The 24,951-nt window shown below is 41.2% G+C and carries 24 protein-coding genes; 15 read left to right on the top strand and 9 right to left on the bottom strand.

Annotated elements, in window-relative coordinates; genetic code table 11:
• Nucleotides 1–9: 9 nt before the first annotated feature.
• Nucleotides 10–708 (top strand): DUF2971 domain-containing protein, encoded by a 699-nt coding sequence (locus ACLI08_RS12970; protein WP_411428922.1) that lies wholly within the window; start codon nucleotides 10–12, stop codon nucleotides 706–708.
• A gap of 39 nt (nucleotides 709–747) precedes the next feature.
• Here the strand turns inward: ACLI08_RS12970 and ACLI08_RS12965 are convergent, their stop codons facing one another.
• The 3 genes from ACLI08_RS12965 to lon all read right to left on the bottom strand — a co-directional run bounded on the left by ACLI08_RS12965 (nucleotide 748) and on the right by lon (nucleotide 5,816).
• A complete protein-coding gene (locus ACLI08_RS12965; RefSeq protein ID WP_411428921.1) occupies nucleotides 748–2,121 on the bottom strand; it encodes a nucleoside permease in 1,374 nt (457 codons plus the stop codon).
• 114 nt (nucleotides 2,122–2,235) lie between these two features.
• Nucleotides 2,236–3,255: a type IX secretion system protein PorQ gene (porQ, locus tag ACLI08_RS12960; RefSeq protein ID WP_411428920.1), complete on the bottom strand. Its 1,020-nt coding sequence runs from the start codon at nucleotides 3,253–3,255 to the stop codon at nucleotides 2,236–2,238.
• 110 nt (nucleotides 3,256–3,365) lie between these two features.
• The gene (gene lon / locus ACLI08_RS12955; RefSeq protein ID WP_411428919.1) at nucleotides 3,366–5,816 is read right to left on the bottom strand and encodes an endopeptidase La; all 2,451 of its coding nucleotides are present in this window, start codon (nucleotides 5,814–5,816) and stop codon (nucleotides 3,366–3,368) included.
• A gap of 361 nt (nucleotides 5,817–6,177) precedes the next feature.
• Here lon and ACLI08_RS12950 point away from each other — a divergent pair, with 361 nt between their 5' ends.
• On the top strand, nucleotides 6,178–8,292 hold the full coding sequence (locus tag ACLI08_RS12950; protein ID WP_411428918.1) for a glycoside hydrolase family 97 protein: 2,115 nt from the start codon (nucleotides 6,178–6,180) through the stop codon (nucleotides 8,290–8,292).
• A gap of 248 nt (nucleotides 8,293–8,540) precedes the next feature.
• Nucleotides 8,541–8,717, top strand: coding sequence for a histone H1 (locus ACLI08_RS12945; protein ID WP_411428917.1), 177 nt, complete (start codon nucleotides 8,541–8,543; stop codon nucleotides 8,715–8,717).
• A 65-nt stretch (nucleotides 8,718–8,782) separates the two neighbouring features.
• Here the strand turns inward: ACLI08_RS12945 and ACLI08_RS12940 are convergent, their stop codons facing one another.
• The 4 genes from ACLI08_RS12940 to ACLI08_RS12925 all read right to left on the bottom strand — a co-directional run bounded on the left by ACLI08_RS12940 (nucleotide 8,783) and on the right by ACLI08_RS12925 (nucleotide 13,378).
• Entirely contained in the window at nucleotides 8,783–10,054 is a 1,272-nt protein-coding gene (locus ACLI08_RS12940) for a DUF6252 family protein (RefSeq protein ID WP_411428916.1), read from the bottom strand.
• Between the two features lie 173 nt (nucleotides 10,055–10,227).
• Nucleotides 10,228–11,049: a hypothetical protein gene (locus ACLI08_RS12935; protein WP_411428915.1), complete on the bottom strand. Its 822-nt coding sequence runs from the start codon at nucleotides 11,047–11,049 to the stop codon at nucleotides 10,228–10,230.
• A gap of 43 nt (nucleotides 11,050–11,092) precedes the next feature.
• Nucleotides 11,093–12,397, bottom strand: a complete 1,305-nt coding sequence (locus tag ACLI08_RS12930; protein WP_411428914.1) for an MFS transporter — start codon at nucleotides 12,395–12,397, stop codon at nucleotides 11,093–11,095.
• A 165-nt stretch (nucleotides 12,398–12,562) separates the two neighbouring features.
• Entirely contained in the window at nucleotides 12,563–13,378 is an 816-nt protein-coding gene (locus tag ACLI08_RS12925; protein ID WP_411428913.1) for a M48 family metallopeptidase, read from the bottom strand.
• Nucleotides 13,379–13,548: 170 nt separating this feature from the next.
• Here ACLI08_RS12925 and ACLI08_RS12920 point away from each other — a divergent pair, with 170 nt between their 5' ends.
• From ACLI08_RS12920 to ACLI08_RS12905, 4 genes are all read left to right on the top strand, one after another.
• On the top strand, nucleotides 13,549–14,412 hold the full coding sequence (locus ACLI08_RS12920; RefSeq protein ID WP_411428912.1) for an alpha/beta fold hydrolase: 864 nt from the start codon (nucleotides 13,549–13,551) through the stop codon (nucleotides 14,410–14,412).
• The gene (gene msrB, locus ACLI08_RS12915) at nucleotides 14,409–14,918 is read left to right on the top strand and encodes a peptide-methionine (R)-S-oxide reductase MsrB (RefSeq protein WP_411428911.1); all 510 of its coding nucleotides are present in this window, start codon (nucleotides 14,409–14,411) and stop codon (nucleotides 14,916–14,918) included. The genes ACLI08_RS12920 and msrB (ACLI08_RS12915) overlap by 4 nt, the downstream gene beginning before the upstream one ends.
• 79 nt (nucleotides 14,919–14,997) lie before the next feature.
• The gene (msrB, locus tag ACLI08_RS12910; RefSeq protein ID WP_411428910.1) at nucleotides 14,998–15,402 is read left to right on the top strand and encodes a peptide-methionine (R)-S-oxide reductase MsrB; all 405 of its coding nucleotides are present in this window, start codon (nucleotides 14,998–15,000) and stop codon (nucleotides 15,400–15,402) included.
• A gap of 1 nt (nucleotide 15,403) precedes the next feature.
• Nucleotides 15,404–16,048 (top strand): endonuclease III domain-containing protein, encoded by a 645-nt coding sequence (locus ACLI08_RS12905; protein ID WP_411428909.1) that lies wholly within the window; start codon nucleotides 15,404–15,406, stop codon nucleotides 16,046–16,048.
• 26 nt (nucleotides 16,049–16,074) lie between these two features.
• On the opposite strand, the gene ACLI08_RS12900 is transcribed toward ACLI08_RS12905, so the two are convergent.
• On the bottom strand, nucleotides 16,075–16,287 hold the full coding sequence (locus ACLI08_RS12900) for a hypothetical protein (RefSeq protein ID WP_411428908.1): 213 nt from the start codon (nucleotides 16,285–16,287) through the stop codon (nucleotides 16,075–16,077).
• Nucleotides 16,288–16,418: 131 nt separating this feature from the next.
• Complete coding sequence (locus tag ACLI08_RS12895) at nucleotides 16,419–17,609, bottom strand: class I SAM-dependent methyltransferase (RefSeq protein ID WP_411428907.1); 1,191 nt, start codon at nucleotides 17,607–17,609, stop codon at nucleotides 16,419–16,421.
• A 215-nt stretch (nucleotides 17,610–17,824) separates the two neighbouring features.
• On the opposite strand from ACLI08_RS12895, the gene ACLI08_RS12890 reads away from it, so the two are divergent.
• Genes ACLI08_RS12890 through ACLI08_RS12855 form a run of 8 tightly spaced genes read left to right on the top strand, consistent with a single transcriptional unit; the run spans nucleotide 17,825 to nucleotide 24,937 of the window.
• Nucleotides 17,825–18,457 carry a hydrolase gene (locus tag ACLI08_RS12890; RefSeq protein WP_411428906.1) on the top strand — a complete coding sequence of 211 codons (633 nt, stop codon included), beginning with the start codon at nucleotides 17,825–17,827 and terminating at the stop codon, nucleotides 18,455–18,457.
• A gap of 46 nt (nucleotides 18,458–18,503) precedes the next feature.
• On the top strand, nucleotides 18,504–19,868 hold the full coding sequence (locus ACLI08_RS12885; RefSeq protein WP_411428905.1) for an alginate export family protein: 1,365 nt from the start codon (nucleotides 18,504–18,506) through the stop codon (nucleotides 19,866–19,868).
• Nucleotides 19,869–19,882: 14 nt separating this feature from the next.
• Nucleotides 19,883–20,602 carry a M17 family peptidase N-terminal domain-containing protein gene (locus ACLI08_RS12880; RefSeq protein ID WP_411428904.1) on the top strand — a complete coding sequence of 240 codons (720 nt, stop codon included), beginning with the start codon at nucleotides 19,883–19,885 and terminating at the stop codon, nucleotides 20,600–20,602.
• A 4-nt stretch (nucleotides 20,603–20,606) separates the two neighbouring features.
• Nucleotides 20,607–22,502 carry an amidohydrolase gene (locus tag ACLI08_RS12875; RefSeq protein WP_411428903.1) on the top strand — a complete coding sequence of 632 codons (1,896 nt, stop codon included), beginning with the start codon at nucleotides 20,607–20,609 and terminating at the stop codon, nucleotides 22,500–22,502.
• 12 nt (nucleotides 22,503–22,514) lie between these two features.
• The gene (locus ACLI08_RS12870) at nucleotides 22,515–22,946 is read left to right on the top strand and encodes a DoxX family protein (protein ID WP_411428902.1); all 432 of its coding nucleotides are present in this window, start codon (nucleotides 22,515–22,517) and stop codon (nucleotides 22,944–22,946) included.
• A 4-nt stretch (nucleotides 22,947–22,950) separates the two neighbouring features.
• Nucleotides 22,951–23,424, top strand: coding sequence for a Dps family protein (locus tag ACLI08_RS12865; protein WP_411428901.1), 474 nt, complete (start codon nucleotides 22,951–22,953; stop codon nucleotides 23,422–23,424).
• Between the two features lie 6 nt (nucleotides 23,425–23,430).
• Nucleotides 23,431–24,099 (top strand): YoaK family protein, encoded by a 669-nt coding sequence (locus ACLI08_RS12860; RefSeq protein ID WP_411428900.1) that lies wholly within the window; start codon nucleotides 23,431–23,433, stop codon nucleotides 24,097–24,099.
• A gap of 37 nt (nucleotides 24,100–24,136) precedes the next feature.
• Entirely contained in the window at nucleotides 24,137–24,937 is an 801-nt protein-coding gene (locus ACLI08_RS12855) for a sensor histidine kinase (protein ID WP_411428899.1), read from the top strand.
• Nucleotides 24,938–24,951: the final 14 nt, after the last annotated feature.

The raw sequence follows: 24,951 nt of genomic DNA, 5'->3' as shown, positions 1-24,951 counted from the left end.
GTTATAAAAATGTACGTAGAGAGCCCTAACATTACCCTGCCCGATCATGACACTATAGTATGGAAGTATCTGGATCTTTCTAAATTCCTTGATTTACTAATGTGCAGGCAGCTCTTTATGGCTCGGTCAGACAAGTTTGAAGACCAGTACGAAGGCACGTTTAGCGAACCTACATTTGAGGAGATGAAACGGCTTTCTGAAAATGATCCAGAATTTTTAGACCGATACAAAAATCTGCGTAAAAATATAGTGGTCAGCAGTTGGCACATTAACGAATACGAGAGCTACGCCATGTGGCAAATTTTTACCAAAAACAGTGAGGGGCTTGCTATACAAAGTACGGTAGGAAGGCTTAAAGAAGCCCTGCGCCCTGAACTGGACTACGAGCAACATATAGGCGATGTAAAATACATTGACTACAAAAAGGAACTGATCCCATTTGACAACGAATTTTTCCCGTTTTTATTTAAGCGTAAGAGCTTTCAGTACGAGCGTGAGGTGCGCATAGTTACCAATACCAGCAAATACGATATAAACGTACACGAAGGGCTTAAAATCAATGTAGACATCAATCAGCTTATAGAACGTATATATATTCACCCTAAGTCAGAAAACTGGTACAAACGCCTGGTAATAGAACTTATGAATCAGCTGGGATTTGATTTCCCCATAGAAAAATCAGACCTGGAAAGCGACATCCTTATTTAGACCTTAATCTCTTCATATCTTTATAAAAAATGCCACTAATTAGTGGCTTATATTTTCTACGGCTTTAGGATCATGCTTGTGCTTAAACATTATAGCAAAGGCAATGGCAATTACTAAGGCATAGGCTGCAAACGCCAGCCAAATGTTATGCCAGTCCTTCATCATTACCGGTGCACTAAAGGCACCATCGGCAGTAACCTGTACACCGCTGTTTTTTACTACTTCAAGCATTTTGGCGTTATCAGGGGTGGTACCTAAAAACGACGCCAGCCCTGAAGCGTTGTTATAAGACAAGGTAAAGTATTTATCTATTAACCAGCCAGCAGTAAAGCTACCTATTACCGCGCCAAAACCGTTAGTCATCATCATAAATATTCCTTGTGCAGACGAACGTATTTTAGCACTGGTTGTAGTTTCAATAAATAAAGAACCGGAAATATTAAAAAAGTCAAACGCCATACCGTAAACGATACAAGACAATATAATCATCCACAGCCCGTTAACAGGATCGCCAAAGCCAAACAAACCAAAGCGCAGTACCCAGGCAAGCATGCTTATAAGCATAACCTGTTTAATACCAAAACGCTTAAGAAAGAATGGAATAGCCAGGATAAATAATGTTTCTGATATCTGAGATATAGACATTATAATGGTTGAGTATTTTACAACAAACGAATCGGCATATTTAGGATAGTTTTCAAACTCGCTTAAAAACAAATCGCCATACGCATTAGTAAGTTGTAGCGCGCCTCCTAAAAACATTGCAAAAATGAAAAACAATGCCATTTTGTACTGCGAAAAAAGACCAAAGGCATCTAAGCCCAGCGTTTCCATTAAGTTAGCATTGCTTTTTGTATTCTGCGGTTTACATGCCGGTAATGTAAGCGCGTAAACGCCAAGTATCACAGCCGAAATACCGGCAATATAGAATTGAAATTCAGAAGCTTTACTTCCTGTAAGGTTAGTGGTCCACATGGCAGCAATAAAGCCGATGGTACCCCAAACACGTATAGGTGGGAAATCTTTTACAACATCACCCCCATTATTTTTAAGCAGTGTGTAAGATATGGAATTACTTAAAGCAATAGTAGGCATATAAAAGCACATAGCTACTAACATAACGCCTACAAATACAGACGGTGACGATACCTGGGGTATGTAAAACAATACCGCGGCATACAAAATATGAAGTACGCCGTATAACTTTTCGGCATTAACCCACTTATCCGCTATGATTCCGGTAAGTGTAGGCATTACAATAGATGCGATACCCATAGTACCAAAAACAAGACCGAACTGTGTTCCCTCCCAATGTTTTGTTCCAAACCAATAATTAGCAATTGTTATAAGCCATGCCCCCCAAACAAAAAATTGCAGGAAGCTCATAAGTATCAGGCGGAATTTTATGCTCATAAATATATTTTGTGTCTTAACGTTTTATTAACGGACGGTAAAACTATCAATATTTTTTGTTCTACAAAACAACCGCGCCGTTAAATTTATAACGTTAGAGTAGAAAGCGGAATATTATTGAAGATTTATTGTTAAACCAAATAAACTGGTAGCAGCCGCAATGGTGTAACGGGAATAAGAATAATCAAAACGAAGTGTATTAAAGCGCACAGAGAATCCGGCAGAAATCCCTGCAAAGGTGCGCTTATCAGCCAGTCCCAGTTCCTGGGCACGCCTAAAGTTGTACCCACCGCGTATATTAAAACTCTTACCCGGAAATAACTCGGCACCTACAATTACGTGGCGCATGGCATTGTTAAAAAACGAAACCTTTTCTTTTGTAACCGTACCGTCAAGGTCTTCCGTTGCACGGTTAGGGTTACTGAAGGCGATGTTCCATTGCTGGAGATTTTCAAGGGTTAAATGCCAGCGTACCGGCACATTTTCTACCTCTTGGCTTATCCCGGCTATAACCTCTAACGGTAACGGCTCATACAACCCTGCATAGGTGGTAAACTGTGTACCGATATTCCTTACGGCTAGGCCTATGTTTATATCGTTATCTTCATCTATGTAAATACCGCCAATATCTACTGCGCCACCCCACGAATTATAGGTGTCAAGCGCAGAGGAAATTAATTTGGCGTTAGCCCCAATATGAATGTCAGTATAAGGAATATTATAAGAATAACCGAAGGAAAGTGCTACCTCGCTTCCGGTAAACGACCCGGTACTGTTACCGGTGTCATCATAGCCGGCAAAACTGCCATAATTTACATAGTTTACCCCTACGTGGAAGGTTTGCACATGGCGATCGTACGTATAGGCATACGCAGCGGTACCGTATGTAATATCACCGTAATAGTTGCCATAGTTTACGGAAAGATGGTTGTCCATCTCCGGGTTAATGGTAGCAGGGTTAAACGTACCCTGGTTAACATCGTAATCGTACAAGGTTACAATTTTTCCACCCAGTGCCGCCTGCCTTGGCGATGTAATCAGATTAAGAAACTGATAGGTATACTTACCTCCAATCTGGACGAAAGATGCCGTGCAAACGAAGAGAAAAATGTATAGATATCGGTTTTTAAACATTGTGATTACGGCGTGGTATTGCAAAGTATAACGCAGTTGCGAAGATATTATTTTTTAAATAAAAAAACGGCTAAGAATTTTAGCCGTTTTTATTTCATTTTAATTGCTGGTTACAGCGTTTTTGCATTTTTTACCTTCTGATCGGTAATCGCATATTTTATTACTTCATCCATGTATTTAACATAGTGGAAGGTAAGACCTTCTAAGTAGTCCTGTTTAATTTCGTCTATATCCCTGCGGTTTTCTTCACAAAGAATAATTTCTTTAATGCCTGCACGCTTAGCGGCCAGTATTTTTTCTTTAATACCACCTACCGGCAGTACGCGCCCACGAAGTGTAATTTCACCTGTCATGGCAAGGTGTTTCTTTACACGCTTTTGCGTAAAGCTGGAAACTAAAGAGGTAAGCATAGCAATACCCGCACTTGGTCCGTCTTTTGGTGTGGCACCTTCAGGAACGTGTATGTGCACGTTATAATTACCAATAACTTCAGGACTTATACTAAACTGCTCTGCATTCGCCTTGATATATTCAAGCGCTATGGTAACCGATTCTTTCATTACGGTACCGAGGTTACCGGTCATGGTAAGCGCGCCTTTACCTTTACTAAGAATAGATTCTATGAAAAGGATATCGCCGCCTACGCTGGTCCAGGCAAGCCCTGTAACCACCCCAGCAACTTCGTTGTTTTCATACTTGTCGCGCTCCATTTTTGGTGCTCCCAGTATCGTTACAACATCTTCCTCAGTTACTTTAACGTTGTACTCCTCCTCCATGGCAATAGACTTGGCAACATTTCGCACCACGCGGGCAATTTGTTTTTCCAGTCCACGTACACCACTTTCGCGGGTATAACCGGTAACAATTTTTTCAATTTGTTTTTTGCCCAGGTTAATGTCCTTGGCACTTATACCATGTTCTTCAATTTGTTTCGGCAGCAAGTGTTTTCTGGCTATTTCTACTTTTTCTTCAATAGTATAGCCAGTCATGTTTATTACCTCCATACGATCGCGCAATGCAGGCTGTATGGTGCTCATGTTGTTTGAGGTAGCAATAAACATTACCTTGCTAAGATCGAAGCCCATTTCAAGGAAGTTGTCATAAAAATCCTTGTTTTGCTCCGGGTCCAGCACTTCAAGCAACGCCGAAGAAGGATCTCCGTTATGGCTGCTGCTCAGTTTATCAATTTCATCCAGTACAAAAACAGGGTTAGCCGTACCCGCTTTTTTAAGGCTTTGTATTATACGTCCGGGCATGGCACCTATATACGTTTTACGGTGTCCACGGATTTCAGCTTCATCCCTTAGTCCGCCCAGCGATATACGGATATATTCCCTGCCCAGTGCCTCTGCCACTGACTTACCTATACTTGTTTTACCTACACCCGGAGGGCCGTAAAGACACAATATAGGCGATTTCATATCTTTTCGCAGTTTAAGTACGGCAAGGTACTCTATAATGCGTTTTTTAACATCTTCAAGCCCGTAGTGATCACGGTTAAGTATTTTATCGGCACGTTTTAGGTCAAAATTATCCGTGCTGTATTCGTTCCAAGGTAAATCAAGCAGCAACTCTATATAATTCCGCTGAATGGCATACTCTGCCACCTGCGGATTCATACGCTGAAGTTTACCCAGTTCTTTTTCAAACTGCGTTGCCGTTTTCTCGTTCCACTTTTTGGTTTTACCCTTGGCACGCATTTCTTCAATTTCCTGATCATGGCTTACACCTCCAAGTTCTTCCTGAATGGTTTTCATTTGCTGATGCAGGAAGTACTCGCGCTGCTGCTGATCCAGGTCTGACCTTACTTTGCTCTGTATGTCATTTTTTATCTCAAGTTTTTGCAACTCAAGATTCATGTAGCGCAGGGTTTCAAGAGCACGGTTTTTAAGGCTGCTTATGGTAAGCAAATCCTGTTTTTCTATAACCGTAAGGTTCATGTTGCTCGATACAAAATTTACCAGGAACGAGTCGCTTTCAATATTTTTAATGGCAAATGTAGCCTCAGTAGGAATATTAGGGCTTTCTTTAATAATCTGTATAGCAAGATCTTTAATAGACTCTATGATGGTAGAAAACTCACCATCACCTTCCTGTGGCCTTTCCTCAGCAAATTCGCGTATCGTTGCCTTTAGGTAAGGCTGTTCCTCGGTTACTTCATCGATCTCAAAACGCTTTTTACCCTGTATGATAACGGTAGTATTACCATCGGGCATTTTAAGTACCCGTAATATACGTGCTACAGTACCCACAGTGTGTATATCGGCAGCACCGGGTTCTTCTACACGTTCGTCTTTCTGAGCCACAACGCCTATTACCTTACCTTCGGCATTGGCATCGTTTATAAGCCTTATAGATTTGTCTCTCCCCGCTGTAATGGGAATAACCACCCCAGGAAACAACACCATGTTCCTTAAAGGTAAAATAGGTAACGATGCAGGCAACTGCTCATTATTCATTTCTTCCTCGTCTTCCGGCGTCATTAACGGAATAAGGTCTGCATCGCTATCAAGTTCGTGAAGTGACAAACTGTCAATATTTATTATCTTTTGTTTTGGCATATCTTTATGTAGGTCATTTTGTCATACCTCGTTTACAAAACCAACTGCTCAACCACCTGAAAATCAAACTAAAATTTAGCACAATGTGGTTAAATGAACAGCAGTGCAACGCGGCGCTTAAATAAGGCAATCATTGTGCCAATGCTCATTCTGCCTTTAATTTATCTATACAAATAAGATAAAGCAGTAAAAGTAATAAGTTAGCACAAAACATAAAATTGTTTTACTATATAAATCGGCCGGGCTAGCCTTATTTTTATAGCTTTGCAAAAGTTGTTTTAAACCCGAAAAATACCCACAAAATTGTTTTTCAGCGCTGTTAATGCAACTACTATAACACCCAAATTAATTTAAGAACATAATGAGTTTTTTAAACGTAAACAAAATCACTGCATTAGTGGTGTTTGTGCTTGCATGTAACTTTGCCCTGGCACAAACCGTTAATTCACCTGACAAAAACCTTTCGGTAACATTCAGCCTTAACAGCGGTGTGCCGTATTACAGCCTTTCATACAAAGGTAAAGCTGTTATTAAAACCAGTAAACTTGGTATCGAGGCTAAAAATGTGCCATCGTTTACCGGTGGTTTTACCATTGCAGATACAAAACAGGTAACGGTAGACGAAACCTGGCAGCCGATAATGGGCGAACAAAAAGACATAAGGAACAACTATAACGAACTGCTGGTTACCCTAAAACAGTCTCAAAATAATAACCGCTCTATTAAATTGCGTTTCAGGGTGTTTAACGACGGGCTTGGCTTCAGGTATGAATTCCCTAAACAAGACGGTCTTAGCTACTTTATTATTAAGGAAGAACTTACCGAATTTCAGTTGGCCGGCGACCATAAAATATTTTGGATACCGGGCGATTATGACACCAATGAGTATGCCTATACTACGTCGAAAATTTCGGAAATTCCGGCCCTTCAAAAAAAGGCTACCATAGAAATTAACGCGCAGCAGCCTATACCTACCCCATCGGTGCAAACCCCAAGCATGATGAAATCAGCAGACGGGCTTTATATAAATATTCATGAGGCGGCGCTTATAAACTATCCGGCCATGAGCCTTAACGTAGATGCTGCCACACAAAAGATGAGCGTACATCTAACGCCAGATGCTGTAGGGAATAAAGGCTATATGCAAACCGAAGCTACTACACCGTGGCGTACCGTTATAGTAAGCGATAAAGCTACAGATATCCTGGCTTCTAAGCTTATCCTTAACCTTAACGAGCCTACAAAATACAAAGATGTAAGCTTTATTAAGCCTGTAAAATACATAGGCGTATGGTGGGAATACTTTGTAGCCGGCCGCAGCACGTGGGCATACGGTAAAGAAAACAATGTAAAGCTGGGCGACGATTTTAGTAAACTTACGCCAAACGGAAAACACGGTGCTACTACACAGAGGGTAAAAGAATATATAGACTTTGCCGCAAAACATGGTTTTGATGCCGTACTTGTAGAAGGATGGAACATAGGATGGGAAGACTGGATAGGCAACTGGAAAGAGGAAGTATTTGACTTTGTAACGCCTTACCCTGATTTTAATGTAGCCGAACTAAAACAGTATGCTGCTAACAAAGGAGTAAAAATTATAATGCACCACGAAACCTCTGGTGCTGCAACGAACTATGAGCGTAGGCTGGACAGGGCTTTCCAGTTTATGAAAGACAATGGGTACACCGCAGTAAAAAGCGGTTATGTAGGGCAAATAATCCCGCGCGGCGAACACCACGACAGCCAGTGGATGGTAAACCACTACATACACGTAGCAGAACGTGCTGCGGATTATGGCATTATGGTAAACAGCCACGAGGCGGTGAGGCCAACCGGGCTTAACCGTACTTACCCGAACTGGATAGCACAGGAAAGCGCCCGTGGTACTGAGTTTGAAGCCATGGGTGGCCTTAACCCTGAACATACTACCATACTACCGTTTACACGCCTTATGGGTGGCCCTATGGACTTTACCCCGGGCATTTTCCAATTGGACTTGGGATACTACGGCACCGGAAGCAAGCAGCACGTAAATACTACACTTGCCAAGCAGCTTGCATACTATGTAACCATGTATAGCCCGCTACAAATGGCAGCCGACCTGCCATCTAACTACGAGCGTTTTCCTGATGCGTTCCAGTTTATAAAAGATGTTGCTATAGACTGGGATAATACGTATGTACTGGAGGCAGAGCCTGGAGACTATGTTACCATAGCCCGTAAAGCAAAAGGCAAAAACGAATGGTACATAGGTAGCGTAGCCGATGAAAACAGCCGTACCGCAGTGGTAGACTTTAGCTTTTTGCCAAAAGGAAAAACCTTTAAAGCTACCATTTACGCCGATGCTACAGATGCCACGTGGAATAATAGTAAACAACAAAGTTACACTGTAAAAGAAATCACTGTTAACGCTAAAACCAAACTAAAACAGTTTGTAGCGCCGGGCGGTGGCTTTGCTATAAGCGTAAAATAAAAAGCACCAAATACACAATACTGAAGGAGCAGCGGAATTACTATTTTCGCTGCTTTTTTTGTTTAAGTAAGTATCAGCCACAACTTTAACCAATATACAAGGCAAAAAACGGAGAAAATCAGTGTTTCAATATTTACTGATTATAAGCAACTTATCTTTAAAAGTGCTAAAATACTCTAAAAGAAAGGGCATTTAGAGTAAAAAGCTTACAAAAAATCATAGATTTGCAACCCATAAAATAAATTAAGATGAAAGACCTATTCGAAAAAATTACTGCCGAATTTGAAGCGTTTCAAAAAGATGCAACTGCACAAATAGAAGGTGGCAACAAAGCAGCCGGTACACGTGCACGTAAATCAGCTCTTGAGCTAAGCAAACTTATGAAAGACTTCAGGAAAGTTTCTGTAGAAGAATCTAAAAAGTAAGACAAAAACAAAAAGGGCTTTTTCTGATGAAAAAGCCCTTTTTAATATGATATCTTCGGTTTTTACTACATACCGTAATCAACGTCAAATGTACCACCTGTAATATTATATATTACTTCTCCGGCATCATTTTTCACCGTAAACTGATAGGTGCCTGCAATGCGGTTATTTGAATTACGGGTTATTCCTACTGTACCTTCGGTAACTTCGTGCTCTATACCTTCAGCATCTGTAAATGTAAAATGAACCGGGTTAGCGGTATCTGAAGATAATGCATAACTGCCTGGTATTAGTGTTGTAGACAGCGTAGGTGTTATGGCATGATCCGGACCTATAGCAGGAAAGTTTACTGTTTCCCCAGAACCTACGTCAATAGTTGTAACATAAGCTATACTGTTTTTATAATCGTAAGCTGTACCGTTTATGGTTGCCGTCATAACATCTCCATCTGCGTTTTCTGTTGTATAAGGAACGTTTGTAAATACACCGTTAGTAAACTGCTTTGTATCTGTTTCATCTACACCCTCTCCCACAAAAGTAAAGGTACCCGATATTGTGCGGTTTGCCGTATTAATTTCCGTTACTTTAACTGTAATATCAACATCGTTACTGCTGTACCCTACTTCGTCTGTAGCACTGGCATAGTAGGATGCAAAGGCTTTTGATCCAGTATAATCGCCTACCTGGTATCCGTAAACCTGTATAGCAACTTGTTTTCCACTGGCGTCTGAAGTATATATTTTTATCATACCTATGCCAAGCGTGGCAGTTATAGAAGTAGCCGTATAAGTAGTATTAGCAACATCTACCTTAAATAACCCGGTACTGGTAGCAGAAGTTGTAAACTCTATATTGGTAAATACACCGGAGGTAAAGCTTATGGGAGGATTACTGCCTGACGCTACGCTGTAATACCCTGTAAAGGAAAATGTTCCGCTTACTTTGCGCGTAGTAGCGTTGTATGCTAAAATTTTAACCACGCCATTTACTGTGTTATCTGCCGGATTAGTAGTACTATAATAGCCTATTGCCGAAGAATTGGCAACATATTTAATGGCAGGATTAGAATACTCCCCTACCGCTGCAGGAACCGTTATGGTAAACATTTTACCGGTGGCATCTGTAGCAGTTAATGTAAGCTGGTTATTAGCCACAATACCCGATGTAGCCGAAGCCTGGTAAAGATCTGCACCTATATTTACCTGAAATGCAGCCGTGGTATTATTATTACCTCCATTATTTGCCAGTGCAGGGTCTACAGGCTCGGTGTTACAAGCGGTAAAACCTATGGCCACCAGCACTAACCACATAAAAGACAGTACGTTTATTCTTTTCATAATATAAATTTTAAACCTCAAATATAGATTTTAAATTACTAAGTAAGGCAGGTATCACTAAAAAAAAACAATGTAAACCCCTGCGACAGAAGATTTAGATAGAGTTGTCTAAAATAAATTTCCAAAAAAAAGAGTCGCCCAGGCGACTCTTTATATATTAACTTTATAGAATTTTAATTAAGAGTGTACGAGGTAAGGTGCAAATATGTATCTCCACCAGTTTGGCTACTTGCTCCTTCGGTTTTAATCATACCCACGTCTTTAGCATACCAGTTGTAAATGGTATATTGTGCAGTCTGATTGATAGGGAAGCCAGCAATTTGCATACGTGTGTTTTGCACATGCTTAACTTTTATCACATCGTTATATGTAGTGTTCCCCACTGTTACAGAAACTCCTTTTTCCATAATAGTAAACGTATCATTGTAGGTCATAGACATAAAGTTTCCACCTACATCGTATGTGTAGTTTTGAACCGTAGTACCACTCCAGGTTCCGTTTACAGGAAGGTTATCTCTTAAAATTTCTACTTCCATAGGGGTAACTGTCATGTTTACACCTTCCTGAGCAGTATAATCAGTTTCTACACGTTGGTAATAAGAACCATTTTCTTTACGGTAATATACAGTAGACACTCCTATATCTTCAATTCCGTTTGACGCGGTGTATGTTTTTTCTACCTTATAATAAAGTTTACCGTTAATAGTGGTTGTAGCAGCAATTTTCACCGGTCCGTTATTATCTGCATCATTACTTTCGTAATTCCAAACATTATTAATAGCTAATGGAAAATAATCTCCCGAAGAGGTTCCGCCTCCTCCGTTGTTATTTCCTCCTCCATTGTTTCCGCCACCATTATTGTTGCCTCCACCGTTGTTACCACCGCCACCATTATCTGTAGCTGTAGAAGAAGAATCAATAGGTTCTGTGGTACAAGAAGCCATTACCAATACGGTACAGGCCGCAAAAATTTTAAACAGGTTGGTTTTTTTCATTATTACTTAGTCTTTGATTTATAGCGCAAATATATACTTTTTTTTAACTTCTATTATCCATTTTCTTGTCACGAGGCACTCTTATTAACAGTAAAATGCCCACAACAAAAAATACCGTTAAAAAAACCACCGAATAGCGCATGCTCCCAAACATTTGGTCCACTGCGCCATATAATCCCATCCCTATAACAATACCTATTTTTTCAGTAACGTCATAGAAACTAAAGTAACTGGCAGTGTCTGTGGTTTCAGGTAAAAATTTACTGTATGTACTGCGCGAAAGGCTTTGAATGCCGCCCATTACAAGTCCCACAAAACCCGCAGTGATATAAAAGTGAACCGGTAGTGTAACAAAATAGGCAGAAATACAAATTATTGCCCAAACCACGTTAATAAAAATAAGTGCTTTTATGTTACCTATTTTAGCGGAAAGCTTAGAAGTAAGCACCGCACCTGCAACAGCTACGAGTTGTATAAGCAAAATACTGATTATAAGTCCCATGCTCTTGGCACTATTATCTGCCCAGGCAATTTCTTCCGCACCAAAATAGGTAGCGGCAAGCATTACAGTTTGTACTGCCATACTGTACACAAAGAACGCACCCAAATAACGCTTTAACGTACGGTTATGTTCCATTTGTCCCCATACCTTTTTTAGTTCCCTAAACCCATTAAGCAATACCTTAGATGTAACTTTGTTCTCAGCCTTATTGCCTTTTGGCAAAAAGTAATAGGTGTACTGGCTAAATACAATCCACCAAACACCCACTGATACAAAAGACCATCGCATTACCTGCATTTGCTGATCCTCTGGCGAACTTAACAATACGGCAAGGACAGCAACCAGCAATACCACACTACCGATGTAGCCCATAGAGTATCCTTTTGCACTAACCCCATCCTGTTGATCTGGGTACGCCACGTCTGGTAAATACGAGTTATAAAAAACAAGGCTGCCCCAAAATCCTATGAGGCCCATAAGGTAGGTAAACAGGCTAAAATAAAGATTGTCTTTGCTAAACCAGTACAGCCCCACGCACGACAGTGAGCCGATGTAACAGAAGGCTTTAAGGAAATTTTTCTTGTTGCCGGAATAATCTGCCACACCCGAAAGAAATGGTGAAATGAACGCCACAATAAGAAATGCCAAAGCAGTGGTAAAACTCATAACCGCAGTACTCTTCATTTCAGTACCAAATATAAGTACCGGCGTACCTTTGGGAAATGTTATATCATAAAAAATAGGAAATACAGCCGAGGCGATTACCAAACTGTACACAGAGTTAGCCCAGTCGTAAAAAGCCCAGGCGTTTAGCAGTTTCTTACTGCCTTTTTCAAGTTGCGCCATATATGGTCATGGTTTTTATGTAATCCAAAACTAAACTTTTTTTTCGACTTGGATATAAGCACAAGATTAAATCACAAAAAACTAAAGCCACCCTTAGCGGGTGGCTTTAAATATTCTTTCAAATTGAAAATGCAGTTATGTTTCGTTTAATAAAAGTTTTGCATATTAAAACTTCGCGCCAAGTTTTGCCGCAGTTGCTTTCGCCGCAGGAATCTCTCTCTTTATGTTAGCGATACGTGTAGCATCACTTGGGTGAGTACTTAATAGCTCAGGAACCGATGCTCCACCTGCCTTAGCAGACATTCTTTGCCAAAAATCAAGTGCTTTGTCTGGATTATACCCTGCAATAGCCATAAGGGTAAGCCCCACTTTGTCAGCCTCGCTTTCATGACTCCTGCTAAACGGAAGTAATGCGCCATACTGGCTACCTACACCATAAGCGGTTTGCAAAATTTGCTGCGTTGTTGAACTTTTACCCTGAGTACCCGCAGCAAGAGCTGCTGCGCCCAATTGCTGTGCCATATCTGCTGTCATACGTTGCCCCCCGTGGTTAAGCAGTGCGTGAGCAACCTCGTGCCCCATAACGGTTGCTAATCCTGCTTCATCTTTTGTTGTAGGCAATATCCCTGTGTACACAACAATTTTTCCGCCCGGCATACACCATGCATTGAGTTCATCACTCTGCACAAGCTTATATTCCCACTCATACCCATTTAAGTATTCCGACTGACCCACCGAAGCAAGGTATTTTTCGGCAGCCGCTTTAATTTTTTGCCCCACCGAGGTTACTAATGCAGCTTCTTTAGTACCTGTAACTACTTTATTCTCTTTTAAAAACTGGTCGTACTGCGTAAATGCTGTAGGAAACAGCTGACTGTTAGGTACAAGATTAACTTGTTTTTTACCTGTAAACGGATTTGTGCTACATGCCGCTACTGTTAGCATGAATGCACCTGCAAAGGCGATATTTATTGTTTTCATGGTGATCTGTTTTATGTACTAACGCAAAATTAAACAATAGAATGATAAAATTTTTAGAAAAAAATTCCTACTAAGTTAAAGTATTGCAAATAAACAGATTGCCAAATTATATGCATGCATTGTAAATTGAAACACTAAAATAAGTAATTTTAGTATCTCAATCTGCTACTATGAAACCTACTGAAAATAAATACAACGGCACCGTGAAAGTTCCTAAAATACTACTTGCAACCGTAAAAGTGCTAGAAGCTACATCGCCTAAACTTGCAGCAAAATTTGCCACAAAACTCTTTACGACTCCGGTAAAACATGCGTTACCAAAAAGAGAACAAGAGATGGACAGAAATAGTATGCAGGAACGGGTTAGTGTGCCTGAAATAGGTAAAGAAATACACGTATATAGTTACGGTACAGGAGAAAAAAAAATATTACTAATTCATGGCTGGAGCGGAAGGGGAACACAACTGTGCAGTATAGCAGATTGTTTTGTAAAAAAAGGGTACACCACCATAAGTTTTGATGCGCCTGCACACGGTAAATCGCCGGGAAAAACAAGCGACATGACCGAATTTATAGCGGCGATTTTAGAGCTTGAAAGAAAATTTGGACCATTTGAATATGCCGTAGGACATTCACTTGGTGCTATGGCCTTACTGAATGCCATTCGCCTTGGCATGAAGACAGATAAGGCAGCGATAATAGGAAGCGGAGACATAATAAAGGATATCATGGATAGTTTTTGGAACAAACTGGGCATGGAAGTTGCTACAGGTAACCTGGTAATAAAAATGCTAGAAAAAAAGTTCGGGAAATCCATTAACAGTTATTCTGCGTACGTAGCAGCAACAGAGGTAGTAATACCAGTTCTTGTTATTCACGACCAGGATGATAAGGATGTGCCGGTAAGCGCTGCGTACCATATAGCGGAACATTTAACCGAAAGCCAACTTATGATAACGCAAGGCTTAGGGCATCGAAAAATATTAGGCGACAAAATTGTAATTAAAGAAATTCAAAAATTTTTTGGACTATGAAAAACTTGATTTTAATATTGGTTTGCGTTGTAACGCTTACTTCCTGCCAGGGACAACAAAAAAAAGCGGATAAAAAAACTACAGAAAAATCTTCTGCAAAGACTGAGAAATTTGCCATAACAAAGACAGATGATGAATGGCGTACACAGCTAAGTCCGGAGCAGTACGATGTTCTTAGAAACAAAGCTACAGAACGCCCTTTTACAGGCGAGTACGATGAGTTTTTTGAAAAAGGAATGTATGTTTGCGCAGCCTGTGGAAATCCCCTCTTTAAAAGTGACAACAAATATAATTCTCACTGTGGGTGGCCTTCATTTGACCAAGCCATAAAGGGTTCGGTCATCTATGAACATGATAAAAGTTATGGCATGGAACGTACAGAGGTAATGTGCGCAAAATGCGGTGGACACCTTGGTCACGTTTTTGATGATGGGCCTGCAAAAACAACGGGCCAGCGTTACTGTACCAATTCAGTATCAATAAAGTTTATCCCTGCAGAAAAATAGTAGTGGTTAAGCAAAGTTTAAAAACCTGTGGATTTTGCTTTAAAGCATGTAAATTAGCAAGAAAACAAAACTAGACATAATGAGCGACTATAATATTAAAAAGACAGAAGAAGAATGGAAGCAGCAGCTTGGTTTAGAGCGATATAAAATACTTAGGCAGGCTGGTACAGAATTTCCACACTCTGGTAGCTATAATCTGCATTTTGAAAATGGTACATATTGTTGCGGTGCCTGTGGTGAGCCGTTATTTGAAAGCAATTCAAAATTTCATTCAGGATGCGGCTGGCCATCATTTGACGAGTCCATTCCCGGTAAAGTGGAATATAAAAAAGATAACAGTTTCGGAATGCAGCGAACCGAAATACTTTGTGCGAATTGCGGCAGTCACTTAGGCCATGTTTTTGATGACGGACCTACAGAAACAGGCCAGCGCTATTGTGTAAATTCGCTTTCGATTGACTTTAAAGAAGACCCGACTAGTTGATATGGATCTTTTTGACGATAAGGATTGGGGTGAAATATTAAAGCCGCTTATTGAAAAATACAGGAATCATAGACACCCATTACATTATGGCAATATTTATCAGCTACTAGTAATGGTTATTTTAAGTGCGCAGGATAGAGACGATCACATAAACAGTTTAGCTCCCGCTATTTTTGACAGATACCCCACTATTGACACCTTAACAGAGGCAAATCAAAATGACCTAACTCAGCTATTGCAAGGGGTAAGATATCACAACAATAAAATAGAATGGATATTACAAACGGCGAAAATCATAAAAAGTAAAGGTTATATTCCTGAGAACATGAAGGAGTTAACCACACTTCCTGGCATAGGCAGAAAATCGGCTAATGTTTTATTGCGTGAAATGGGTAGGCCATCGGAGGGCGTGCTAGTAGACTTACACGTATTGAGAGTAGCACCTCGCTTAGGAATAACAAAAGCTACAGTTGCAGACACCATAGAAAAGGATCTTATGAAACATGTACCTAAAAATTTATGGGAAGATACAGGTTTGAGCCTCTCATTTTTGGGAAGGGAAATTTGTAGGCCAACAAATCCTAAACATAACGAGTGTATACTTGCCGACAGTTGTGAGTGGTTTAAATCAGTCGTTAAGTCATAAAAAAAGGTTCTTTAAAGAACCTTTTTTTATGACTTAACGAGCTTGTTTTTTCTAAAATAAAAAACGCTAAATAACACCGCTGCAATAGCTAGATAAATAATCTTTCCATTAACAGGAGTATCCGGATTTTCAAGAGGATTACCCGATTCATCCTCAGCAGTTGAACCTTGTGCAAAGCAAATAAATCCGACTAACAGGAAAACAACTGAAAAACACCATTTTAAAATATTCGTTTTCATAATTTTGGGGTTTAAATTATTATCATTGCAAAAATACATTTTTTTTATTATCGTACAAATTTTAATTAAAAAAGATTTTTGACTAAAAAGTCTATATAGAACTGATACCAAAACGTCTTTTTACAAACACATCAAATTGACACTAAATGCTCTAGATAATGGTAATCAATACCAAAGGTTTTCTTTATGGTTTGTAACTCTGCAAGTATTTCTTGCTTACGTAATATTGGCACACTTTGCTTTAAGGCTGTAATCATTACATTTTTAGGTGTATTTACATCATCAATAAAAGAAAACACTTTTACTTTATAACCAAAATACTCCAAAATCAGGCTTCGGATACCATCGGTAATCATCTCGGCCTGCCTTTCCATAAAAATGCCATGCCGTGTTAAAAAACTTACTTCATTTTTTACCCTATTTTTTTCTATAGCACGTCTTATCTGTTTATGACAACAAGGAGCCACTACAATAAGTGCAGCGTTACTGTTTATACCCTTTGCGATGGCGTCATCGGTTGCCGTATCACACGCATGTAGTGCAATAATTGCATCAGGTAAAACTTCAGGATTATAACCATCTATAGTATTCTCTACAAAAATAAGATTGTCCATCCCACTGTCGCCTGCAATCCTGTTACAAAGCATTACCATATCTTCTCTAAATTCAACTCCCGTAACCTGTGCCGGCAATTTTAATGTATTAGTAAGATAATCAGTCAACGCAAAAGTAAGGTAGCCTTTACCAGATCCCATATCAGCGACCGAAAACGGTTTATCTGGATTCGGCTCAATTTGCTTCAGTACAGGAGCTAAAAGCTCTATGTAGTGGTTTATTTGCCTGTACTTGTCCTGAGCATGTTTATACACTTTACCGTTAGCATCGGTAACCCCAAGTGCTTCCAGGTAATGCTTTCGTCCTTCCTGTAATGCCCGTTTCTTATTACGGTCGTGTAGTAACTGGGGAACAGCTAAAGGCGGATCATTTACAACATTATCCTCACGCCATTTTTTACCTGTAAACTGTATGCGCGTAGTATTGGCTACTGAGAAAAGATTTGCAACTCCAAAACCGTTATCAGGATTTTCCAGCCATTTTCCGATAAGCCTAACACCTTCTTCAATTTCAAAATTTTTAGTGATGTCTTTTGTCTTGTACCTGTACGTAAAAGACAGCATGTAGCGTTGTTTAATCAGTACCGGACGGGCAATAACCTGTTTTAAAGCCGGTTCTTCTCCTTTATAATTTCCTAAAGTAATCTTTACAAAGCTATTATCCGAAATGTGATTTTTTAAAGCCGTTACAAAACCCTCTACAACCATAATGCATATTTTCTTCGTGCAAAAATACCATTTTATTTAATGGCCTGCCAAACTTAAGTCAACAGCAGCAAGGGCGATAAAATAAAAATTAAATTTTACGAAATAACGTAAAATAAATTCGAAACCAAAATCACAAAACACTAATTTACAAAGACTTAACGCATTGGAGAAATAATGGCAGACTACCTTACAAATAAAATAAAAACCTTGTTATTATGAAACCATCAAAAAACTTGTTATCGCCAGATAACCACGCATTAGTACTTATCGACTTTGAAGGTCAAATGGCTTTTGCTACAAAAAGCATAGAAATGGCTACTTTACGGACTAACACAGCCATTATTGCAGGGGCGTCTAAAATCTTTAATGTGCCAACCATTGTTACCACGGTTGCCGAAGAAAGCTTCTCTGGCCCAGTATTTCCTGAAGTAGAAGAATTTTACCCACAGGCTACGTCTGGTTATATAGACCGTACCACCATGAACACATGGGAAGATGAAAATGCTTATAAGGCAATTACCGGCACAGGTAAAGCAAAACTTGTACTTGCGGGCTTGTGGACAGGCGTTTGTATTGTAGGACCGGCACTTTCTGCGCTTCACGAAGATTACGAAGTGTACGTAATTACCGATGCTTGCGGAGATGTAAGCACCGAAGCGCATGAACGCGCCATACAACGCATGATTCAGGAAGGTGTAAAACCCATAACGTCTATTCAATACCTACTGGAACTGCAACGCGACTGGGCACGCCAGGAAACCTATGAAGCGGTTACAAACCTTATGAAAAAATATGGCGGAAGCTATGGGCTTGGTATACACTACGCGCACAATATGCTAAAGCACTAATATAAAACAGCACCTGTCTCAGCCCCTCCCCTTACTCCAAATGATTATGAAAGCCCTTTACGCAATAATTCTTTATCTCTTATGCAGTGTTGTGCTTAGCGCACAGCCGTTTAAGCTGTTACGTTACGACGAAGATTACAGCTACCTGAAGGATTCAGCGCGTTCTGCATATCAACGGTTTAAATATTTTCCGATGAAAAGCGAAAACAACTTTTTTATGTCATTTGGAGGGGAAGCCCGGGCAGAGTATGTAGATTTTAACAACGAAGACTGGGGAAGGCTAAATATAGGTCACAATTCCTTTTTACTACAACGGTACAACCTGCACTCCGACGTACACCTGGGCAGCAGGGTAAGGATATTTGCCCAGTTGCGGAGTGCATTACAGGACGGACGCAAAAACGGGCCTCGCGGCATAGACGAAGATCGCCTTAACGTACAGAATCTTTTTGCAGACATTACAGCTTGGCAAAAACAACAGAAAAAAATATTGTTCAGGTTAGGAAGGCAGGAAATGGATTATGGTTCGGGGCGATTAATTTCAGTCCGTGAGGGGCCTAACGCAAGGCTATATTTTACCGGAGCTAAGGCTATGTATACCTCAGCACGTATATCGGTTGATGCTTTTGTAATGATGGCAGACACCACATACCCAGGTGTTTTTGACAATAAACCTACCAAACAAATCAACCTATGGGGAGGTTATGGAAAAATCATTTTCCCGGCAGCGGGCAACCTGGATGTATATTATATAGGCATACGCCGTGATTACTCGCCTTATGAAGAATGTACAGCCAAAGAACTGCGCCATACCATAGGCGGAAGATTTTGGCGCTACGGCGGTGGATTTATTTACAATGTGGAAGGCGCGTATCAGTTTGGCAGCTTTGGTAAGGGCAATATAAACGCCTGGACCGCTTCCGCTGACTTAGGGTATATGTTTGAAAATACATTGTTAAGGCCTACCATTAACTTAAGGCATGACTACATTTCGGGCGACAAACGTGCCGGAGATGGTAACCTGCAAACCTTTAACCCTATTTACCCAAAGGGAGGATACTTTGGGTTCAGCCCGCAGATAGGCCCTGTAAACCTCATAGACATTCACCCTTACGCCACATTAGATGTTTTAAAATCCCTTCGCCTACAGCTGGATATAGTATATAACTGGCGCTATTCACTGCAAGATGGCGTATACCGCCCCAGCGGAATTTTTAACCGACCCGGAGCAACCTCCACTAAGCGTTACATAGGTACAGCTTACCTTGCCGGGTTAACCTATACATTAAATCCCTTTGTGGGTTTTACCGGCGGAGTACAGTACTTTAAAACCGGCGCGTTTATAGAAGATATTATACCAAATGCAAAAGACGGGCTATTTATTAATGCCCGTGTAACCATCAAATTCTAAATTCCATCTACATTATGAAAACAATTAAACGCTTTAAAAATTTTGCAACAATAATAGCATTGTTGCTTGTATTTGCCACATCCTTCGCCCAGGATAAAATGACTGCCATAGGTACCTCAAAAATATGGGGTACCGTAGAAAGTGTGGCTGTAGAAGGCTTAGTACAAGGACCATCGGCAGCAAAATCAGAACTTCAGGTAGCCTGTGTTTTTGAATACACCGAAGGCGATATTTTTAACTCCCCTCCTGCCCTTCCTGCCCAGCTAAACGGGTTGGTTCACCTGGACGATGCTTTAAATCATCAGCTTACCGAATTGCGTAAAGCAGGAAAATTTAACGGACACGCGTTGGAAACAGTTTTGTTAACCCCTGCAAAAGGATTGCTTGGCGCGCCAAAACTGCTGCTTATTGGCCTGGGCGACCGTAATAAATTTAATGCTGAACTAATGAAACAGGTGGGCAGCGTAGCCACGAGAGAGGCACTACGCCTTGGGGTAACGCATTTTGCCTTTGCCAGCGACCTTAAAGACGCAGGAATAGATTCGCCAACCGCTAAAGTGGCAGAATATGTTACAGAAGGAATTTTTGAAGCATATCGCAGCGAACTATGGCTAAGAGCACAAGACCTTGCTCACTTTAAACCACTTAAAAAAGTTACCCTGCTGGCGGGTCCCGCCTTCTTTGAAGTGGCCGGACAGGGAATTAACGAAGCCATAAATAACCTGAAAAAATAGCACCATGAAAGCTGACCTTATTCTTTACAACGGAAAAATATACAGCCATGTACCGGAAAACAAGGGTGCTACAGCTGTTGCCATTAAAGACGGCAAATTTATAGCTGTAGGTACTGATAGCGATATTATGACTTTTAGCACGGCATCTACCCAAATCATAGACCTGAAACAAAAACGTGTGGTGCCGGGTATTAATGACTCGCATATTCACCTGATACGAGGAGGGCTTAACTATAACCTGGAACTAAGATGGGACGGTGTACCCTCTCTGTCTGATGCTATGCGTATGCTTAAGGAGCAGGTAGATATAACCCCATCGCCACAATGGGTACGCGTGGTGGGCGGATGGAGCGAATTTCAGTTTGCCGAACGCCGTATGCCCACCCTTCAGGAAATAAATGAAATAGCACCCGATACACCGGTTTTTATATTACACCTGTATGACAGGGCTTTGCTAAATGCTGCCGCACTAAGGGCTGTGGGCTACACTAAAGATACGCCAGCTCCTCCGGGAAGCCATATAGAACGCGACAGTAAAGGCAATCCTACAGGCATGCTTATAGCTACACCAAATGCCCTTATACTTTATTCAACCCTTGCAAAAGGCCCTAAATTGTCGTACGAGCACCAAATAAATTCTACGCGGCATTATATGAAGGAGCTTAACCGGTTTGGTATTACCAGTGTAATAGATGCCGGCGGTGGTTTCCAAAACTTTCCGGACGATTACAAAGTAGTTAACGAACTGAATGAAAAGAAACAGCTTACCGTACGTATAGCATACAACCTGTTTACGCAACGCCCTAAACAGGAGTTTGAAGATTTTAGCGACTGGATAGACAACGTTAAACTGTACCAGGGCGACGATATGTACCGCCATAATGGTGCCGGCGAAATGCTGGTATTTTCAGCTGCTGATTTTGAAGACTTTCTGCAGCCGATGCCTGATTTATCCGAAAACATGGAGGCCGAACTCGAAAAAGTTGTACGCCTTTTGGTAGAAAACCGCTGGCCTTTCCGTTTGCATGCCACATATAATGAGAGCATAACGCGTTTCTTAAATGTATTTGAAAAAATAAACCAAGAAATTCCTTTTAACGGATTGCCGTGGATTTTTGACCATGCCGAAACCATAGACGAGCACAATATAGAACGTGTAAAAAAACTGGGCGGCGGCATAGCCATACAAAGCCGCATGGCTTATCAGGGCGAATATTTTACAGACCGCTACGGTGCTGTAGCCGCCGAAAGCACCCCTCCGATTAAAAAAATGCTGGAAATGGAAGTACCGGTAGGTGCAGGGTCTGACGCTACAAGGGTGAGCAGCTACAATCCATGGGTAGGCATGTACTGGCTTACCGCAGGTAAAACGGTAGGCGGATTGCAGCTGTATCATGACACCAGGCTAGACAGGCAAACTGCTTTAGAACTGTACACCAGGGGCAGCGCATGGTTCAGCCAGGAACAGGCAAAAAAGGGCGATATTAAAACCGGTATGCTGGCAGACCTTGCCGTACTGGACCGCGACTACTTTACTGTATCTGAAGAAGACGTAAAAAAAATAGAAGCAGAACTAACAGTAGTAGACGGCAAAATAGTGTATGCTAAAGGCGATTTTTCATCATACACTCCCCCTGTTATACCTATACTGCCAGACTGGTCGCCCACAAACAGCTATAACGGTTACTACAGTGCCGATGTACACGGTAAAAAACTTAGCAGCAATAATGTAACCGCTACGCCCCACAACCACAATCACGTAGCCAGTACCGTACATAACTGTGCAGGAGCCTGTAACGTACACGCGCACGATCATAACAAGGCACGTATGAGCAACATCCCCGTAAACAACTACACTGCTTTCTGGGGAGCCTTTGGCTGTTCATGTTTTGCTTTTTAAAAAACACACGGTATGGAAATCTTTAATTTCATCTTTTTTTCTGATGCTGGCAGCCCGTTTAACAACGCAGCACTCCTGGTTTTCAGGGTGCTGGTTGCCCAGCAGCTGTTTAGGGTACACGGCATGAAAAAATTCAGGCTGCAAAACGGAGAGCGCGAAGTGGTACCTAACCCGCTTCACCTGCCCGAAAAACTAAATGGCCTTGTAGCCACCTTTGCAGATACTGTAGTCCCTATACTTATCATAGCAGGATTTGCTACCCGCCTGGCCGTATTACCTACCATAGGCGTTACCGCTATAGGCTACCTGGTAGTACACCGTAATGATTCGGCCGAAGTGCGCGATGTGCCCTTTATGTACACCATTGCATTACTGCTATTACTGGCACTGGGGGCAGGAACTTACTCTTTAGACAACTATATACTTAACCTTTTAACCCCCTGATATTATGGAAACAAAAATTGGCATTACGCCATCGGGCATGGCCGAGGTAGCTAAATCGCTTTGTACACTACTGGCAGACGAAACTGTACTGTACACCAAAACCCGAAACGCCCATTGGAATGTAGAGGGTTACGACTTTTACAGCAAGCACTTGTTTTTTGAGCAGCAGTATAACCAGCTTTCAGAAATCATAGACAGCGTTGCCGAACGCATACGTACACTGGGCCATTATGCACCGGCAACATTAAAGCAATACTTAGAACTAACGCACCTTACTGAGGCTAAAAGCGAAAATAACGACAGCCTGGGCTTTATTAAAGAACTGCTTATAGACCATGAAACTATAATTATCAGACTGCGCGAGAACATTAATTTGTTTGCAACGGGATTTAAAGACTATGGCACCAGCGACTTTATTACCGGGCTTATGGAAACCCACGAAAAAATAGCATGGATGCTTAGGGCGCACCTTAAATAATAAGCTATGGACACCTTAAAAAAAACAGGTACAATTACCCTGCTGCTGGCGCTCATTGCAGGCTATTGTGATACGGTAACCTTTGTAGCTGCCGATGCCATATTTTCGGCACACGTTACCGGTAACTTTATTGTATTTGCGTACCAGCTGGTAAAAGGATCAGAATGGCAGGCATGGATTAAGCTGCTTACATTTCCGGTATTTATACTATCGGTAATTGCGGGCGGGCGCATAGGTGCAGCACCTAAAAACCGCTACAGGCTGTTGCTTTTTGAGGGTTTAATCCTGCTCCTAGCCGCTGTAATAGCTATACTTAGCACACAGCAAAACAATAACTGGTTAGTATATGTAGTCGCTATGGTGGTAGTATGCGCTATGGGATTACAAAATGCATTTGGAAAACTGTATGCTAAAGAAACCCACGGCCCTACAACCATGATGACAGGAAACGTAACCCAGGCATCGCTGGATCTGGGAACATTGTTTAAAACAGGTTTTAACCACCCTGAAGCGGCCCTTAGCCTTAAAAAACAACTGTATGCAATATTGGGCTTTTTGGCAGGCTGCTTTTTAGGTGCTATTGCGGGCAAACTGTGGGGGCTACCGGTAATTATACTACCCGGGCTACTGCTTATTTACTGTTACATAACCCGCCCTTTAGAGCAGGCCTCATAGGCATTTGCTGATTTACGTACAAACGCGTACCTTTAACATGAAAACACTACACTTTTTCCCGGCACTCTCTTTACCGCTTATTCTAGGGGCTGTTATAGTGCTGCTCCTACTGATGTTAACTATGCTTTGGCAGAAAAGCCGAAAAGCGGCAATGCATTACACAAGTCAGGCGGCACTTTTTGCCGCAGAAAAAGAGGGATTAAGCCAGCGGATAGGTACACTTGAGCATGAAAAGGAGTGGCTGGAGCAGGAAATACATCATAGGGTAAAAAACAACCTGCAAATTGTTATGAGTTTGCTAAACAGCCAGTTGGCTTACTTAATTAGTAACGATGCCATTGCAGCCATACAAAACAGCCAAAACAGGCTCCACGCCATGTCGTTAATACACCAAAAGCTCTTTGAAACCCAAACCCTGTCCTGTGTAGATATGTCTTGGTACATTTGCGAAATAATTTCGTATCTACGCAAAACCTATGATACCGGTAACCGGATAAACTTTACCGTAAATACGGCGCCGGTACAGCTTGATGTGTCGCAGGCTGTTCCGCTGGGGCTTATACTAAATGAGGCACTGAGCAATACTTTACTGCATGCTTTTCCTAATGGCAAACCGGGCCAGGTTAATGTAGCGCTGGAACAACGCGACGGAAAAAACTACCTGCTGCGCATACAGGATAACGGGCTAGGATTACCACTCCATGAAACACCTGAGCATTATGAAAAACTTGGTTTTAGCCTTATGAAAGGACTTGCTGAACAAATGGATGGAAAATTTCATATAACTTCGGCAAGCGGAGTGCGCATAACCATAGAGTTTATAAAAAATACAGACTGATACAGCAACCATAG

The sequence above is a fragment of the Flavobacterium sp. RNTU_13 genome (assembly GCF_046614455.1).
In the GTDB taxonomy this organism is placed as follows: Bacteria; Bacteroidota; Bacteroidia; order Flavobacteriales; family Flavobacteriaceae; genus Flavobacterium.
This window is presented reverse-complemented; position numbering and strand designations above follow the sequence as displayed.

Excerpts from the sequence above, each read along its gene's own strand:
- ACLI08_RS12875 (WP_411428903.1), top strand. The coding sequence starts at position 20,607 with ATGAAAGCTGACCTTATTCTTTACAACGGAAAAATATACAGCCATGTA.
- ACLI08_RS12885 (WP_411428905.1), top strand. The coding sequence starts at position 18,504 with ATGAAAGCCCTTTACGCAATAATTCTTTATCTCTTATGCAGTGTTGTG.
- ACLI08_RS12905 (WP_411428909.1), top strand. The coding sequence starts at position 15,404 with ATGGATCTTTTTGACGATAAGGATTGGGGTGAAATATTAAAGCCGCTT.
- msrB (WP_411428910.1), top strand. The coding sequence starts at position 14,998 with ATGAGCGACTATAATATTAAAAAGACAGAAGAAGAATGGAAGCAGCAG.
- ACLI08_RS12920 (WP_411428912.1), top strand. The coding sequence starts at position 13,549 with ATGAAACCTACTGAAAATAAATACAACGGCACCGTGAAAGTTCCTAAA.
- ACLI08_RS12945 (WP_411428917.1), top strand. The coding sequence starts at position 8,541 with ATGAAAGACCTATTCGAAAAAATTACTGCCGAATTTGAAGCGTTTCAA.
- ACLI08_RS12855 (WP_411428899.1), top strand. The coding sequence starts at position 24,137 with ATGAAAACACTACACTTTTTCCCGGCACTCTCTTTACCGCTTATTCTA.
- ACLI08_RS12950 (WP_411428918.1), top strand. The coding sequence starts at position 6,178 with ATGAGTTTTTTAAACGTAAACAAAATCACTGCATTAGTGGTGTTTGTG.
- ACLI08_RS12860 (WP_411428900.1), top strand. The coding sequence starts at position 23,431 with ATGGACACCTTAAAAAAAACAGGTACAATTACCCTGCTGCTGGCGCTC.
- ACLI08_RS12935 (WP_411428915.1), bottom strand. The coding sequence starts at position 11,049 with ATGAAAAAAACCAACCTGTTTAAAATTTTTGCGGCCTGTACCGTATTG.
- ACLI08_RS12965 (WP_411428921.1), bottom strand. The coding sequence starts at position 2,121 with ATGAGCATAAAATTCCGCCTGATACTTATGAGCTTCCTGCAATTTTTT.
- ACLI08_RS12970 (WP_411428922.1), top strand. The coding sequence starts at position 10 with ATGTACGTAGAGAGCCCTAACATTACCCTGCCCGATCATGACACTATA.
- ACLI08_RS12900 (WP_411428908.1), bottom strand. The coding sequence starts at position 16,287 with ATGAAAACGAATATTTTAAAATGGTGTTTTTCAGTTGTTTTCCTGTTA.
- ACLI08_RS12880 (WP_411428904.1), top strand. The coding sequence starts at position 19,883 with ATGAAAACAATTAAACGCTTTAAAAATTTTGCAACAATAATAGCATTG.
- lon (WP_411428919.1), bottom strand. The coding sequence starts at position 5,816 with ATGCCAAAACAAAAGATAATAAATATTGACAGTTTGTCACTTCACGAA.
- ACLI08_RS12895 (WP_411428907.1), bottom strand. The coding sequence starts at position 17,609 with ATGGTTGTAGAGGGTTTTGTAACGGCTTTAAAAAATCACATTTCGGAT.
- ACLI08_RS12930 (WP_411428914.1), bottom strand. The coding sequence starts at position 12,397 with ATGGCGCAACTTGAAAAAGGCAGTAAGAAACTGCTAAACGCCTGGGCT.
- porQ (WP_411428920.1), bottom strand. The coding sequence starts at position 3,255 with ATGTTTAAAAACCGATATCTATACATTTTTCTCTTCGTTTGCACGGCA.
- ACLI08_RS12890 (WP_411428906.1), top strand. The coding sequence starts at position 17,825 with ATGAAACCATCAAAAAACTTGTTATCGCCAGATAACCACGCATTAGTA.
- ACLI08_RS12865 (WP_411428901.1), top strand. The coding sequence starts at position 22,951 with ATGGAAACAAAAATTGGCATTACGCCATCGGGCATGGCCGAGGTAGCT.
- ACLI08_RS12925 (WP_411428913.1), bottom strand. The coding sequence starts at position 13,378 with ATGAAAACAATAAATATCGCCTTTGCAGGTGCATTCATGCTAACAGTA.
- ACLI08_RS12940 (WP_411428916.1), bottom strand. The coding sequence starts at position 10,054 with ATGAAAAGAATAAACGTACTGTCTTTTATGTGGTTAGTGCTGGTGGCC.
- ACLI08_RS12870 (WP_411428902.1), top strand. The coding sequence starts at position 22,515 with ATGGAAATCTTTAATTTCATCTTTTTTTCTGATGCTGGCAGCCCGTTT.
- msrB (WP_411428911.1), top strand. The coding sequence starts at position 14,409 with ATGAAAAACTTGATTTTAATATTGGTTTGCGTTGTAACGCTTACTTCC.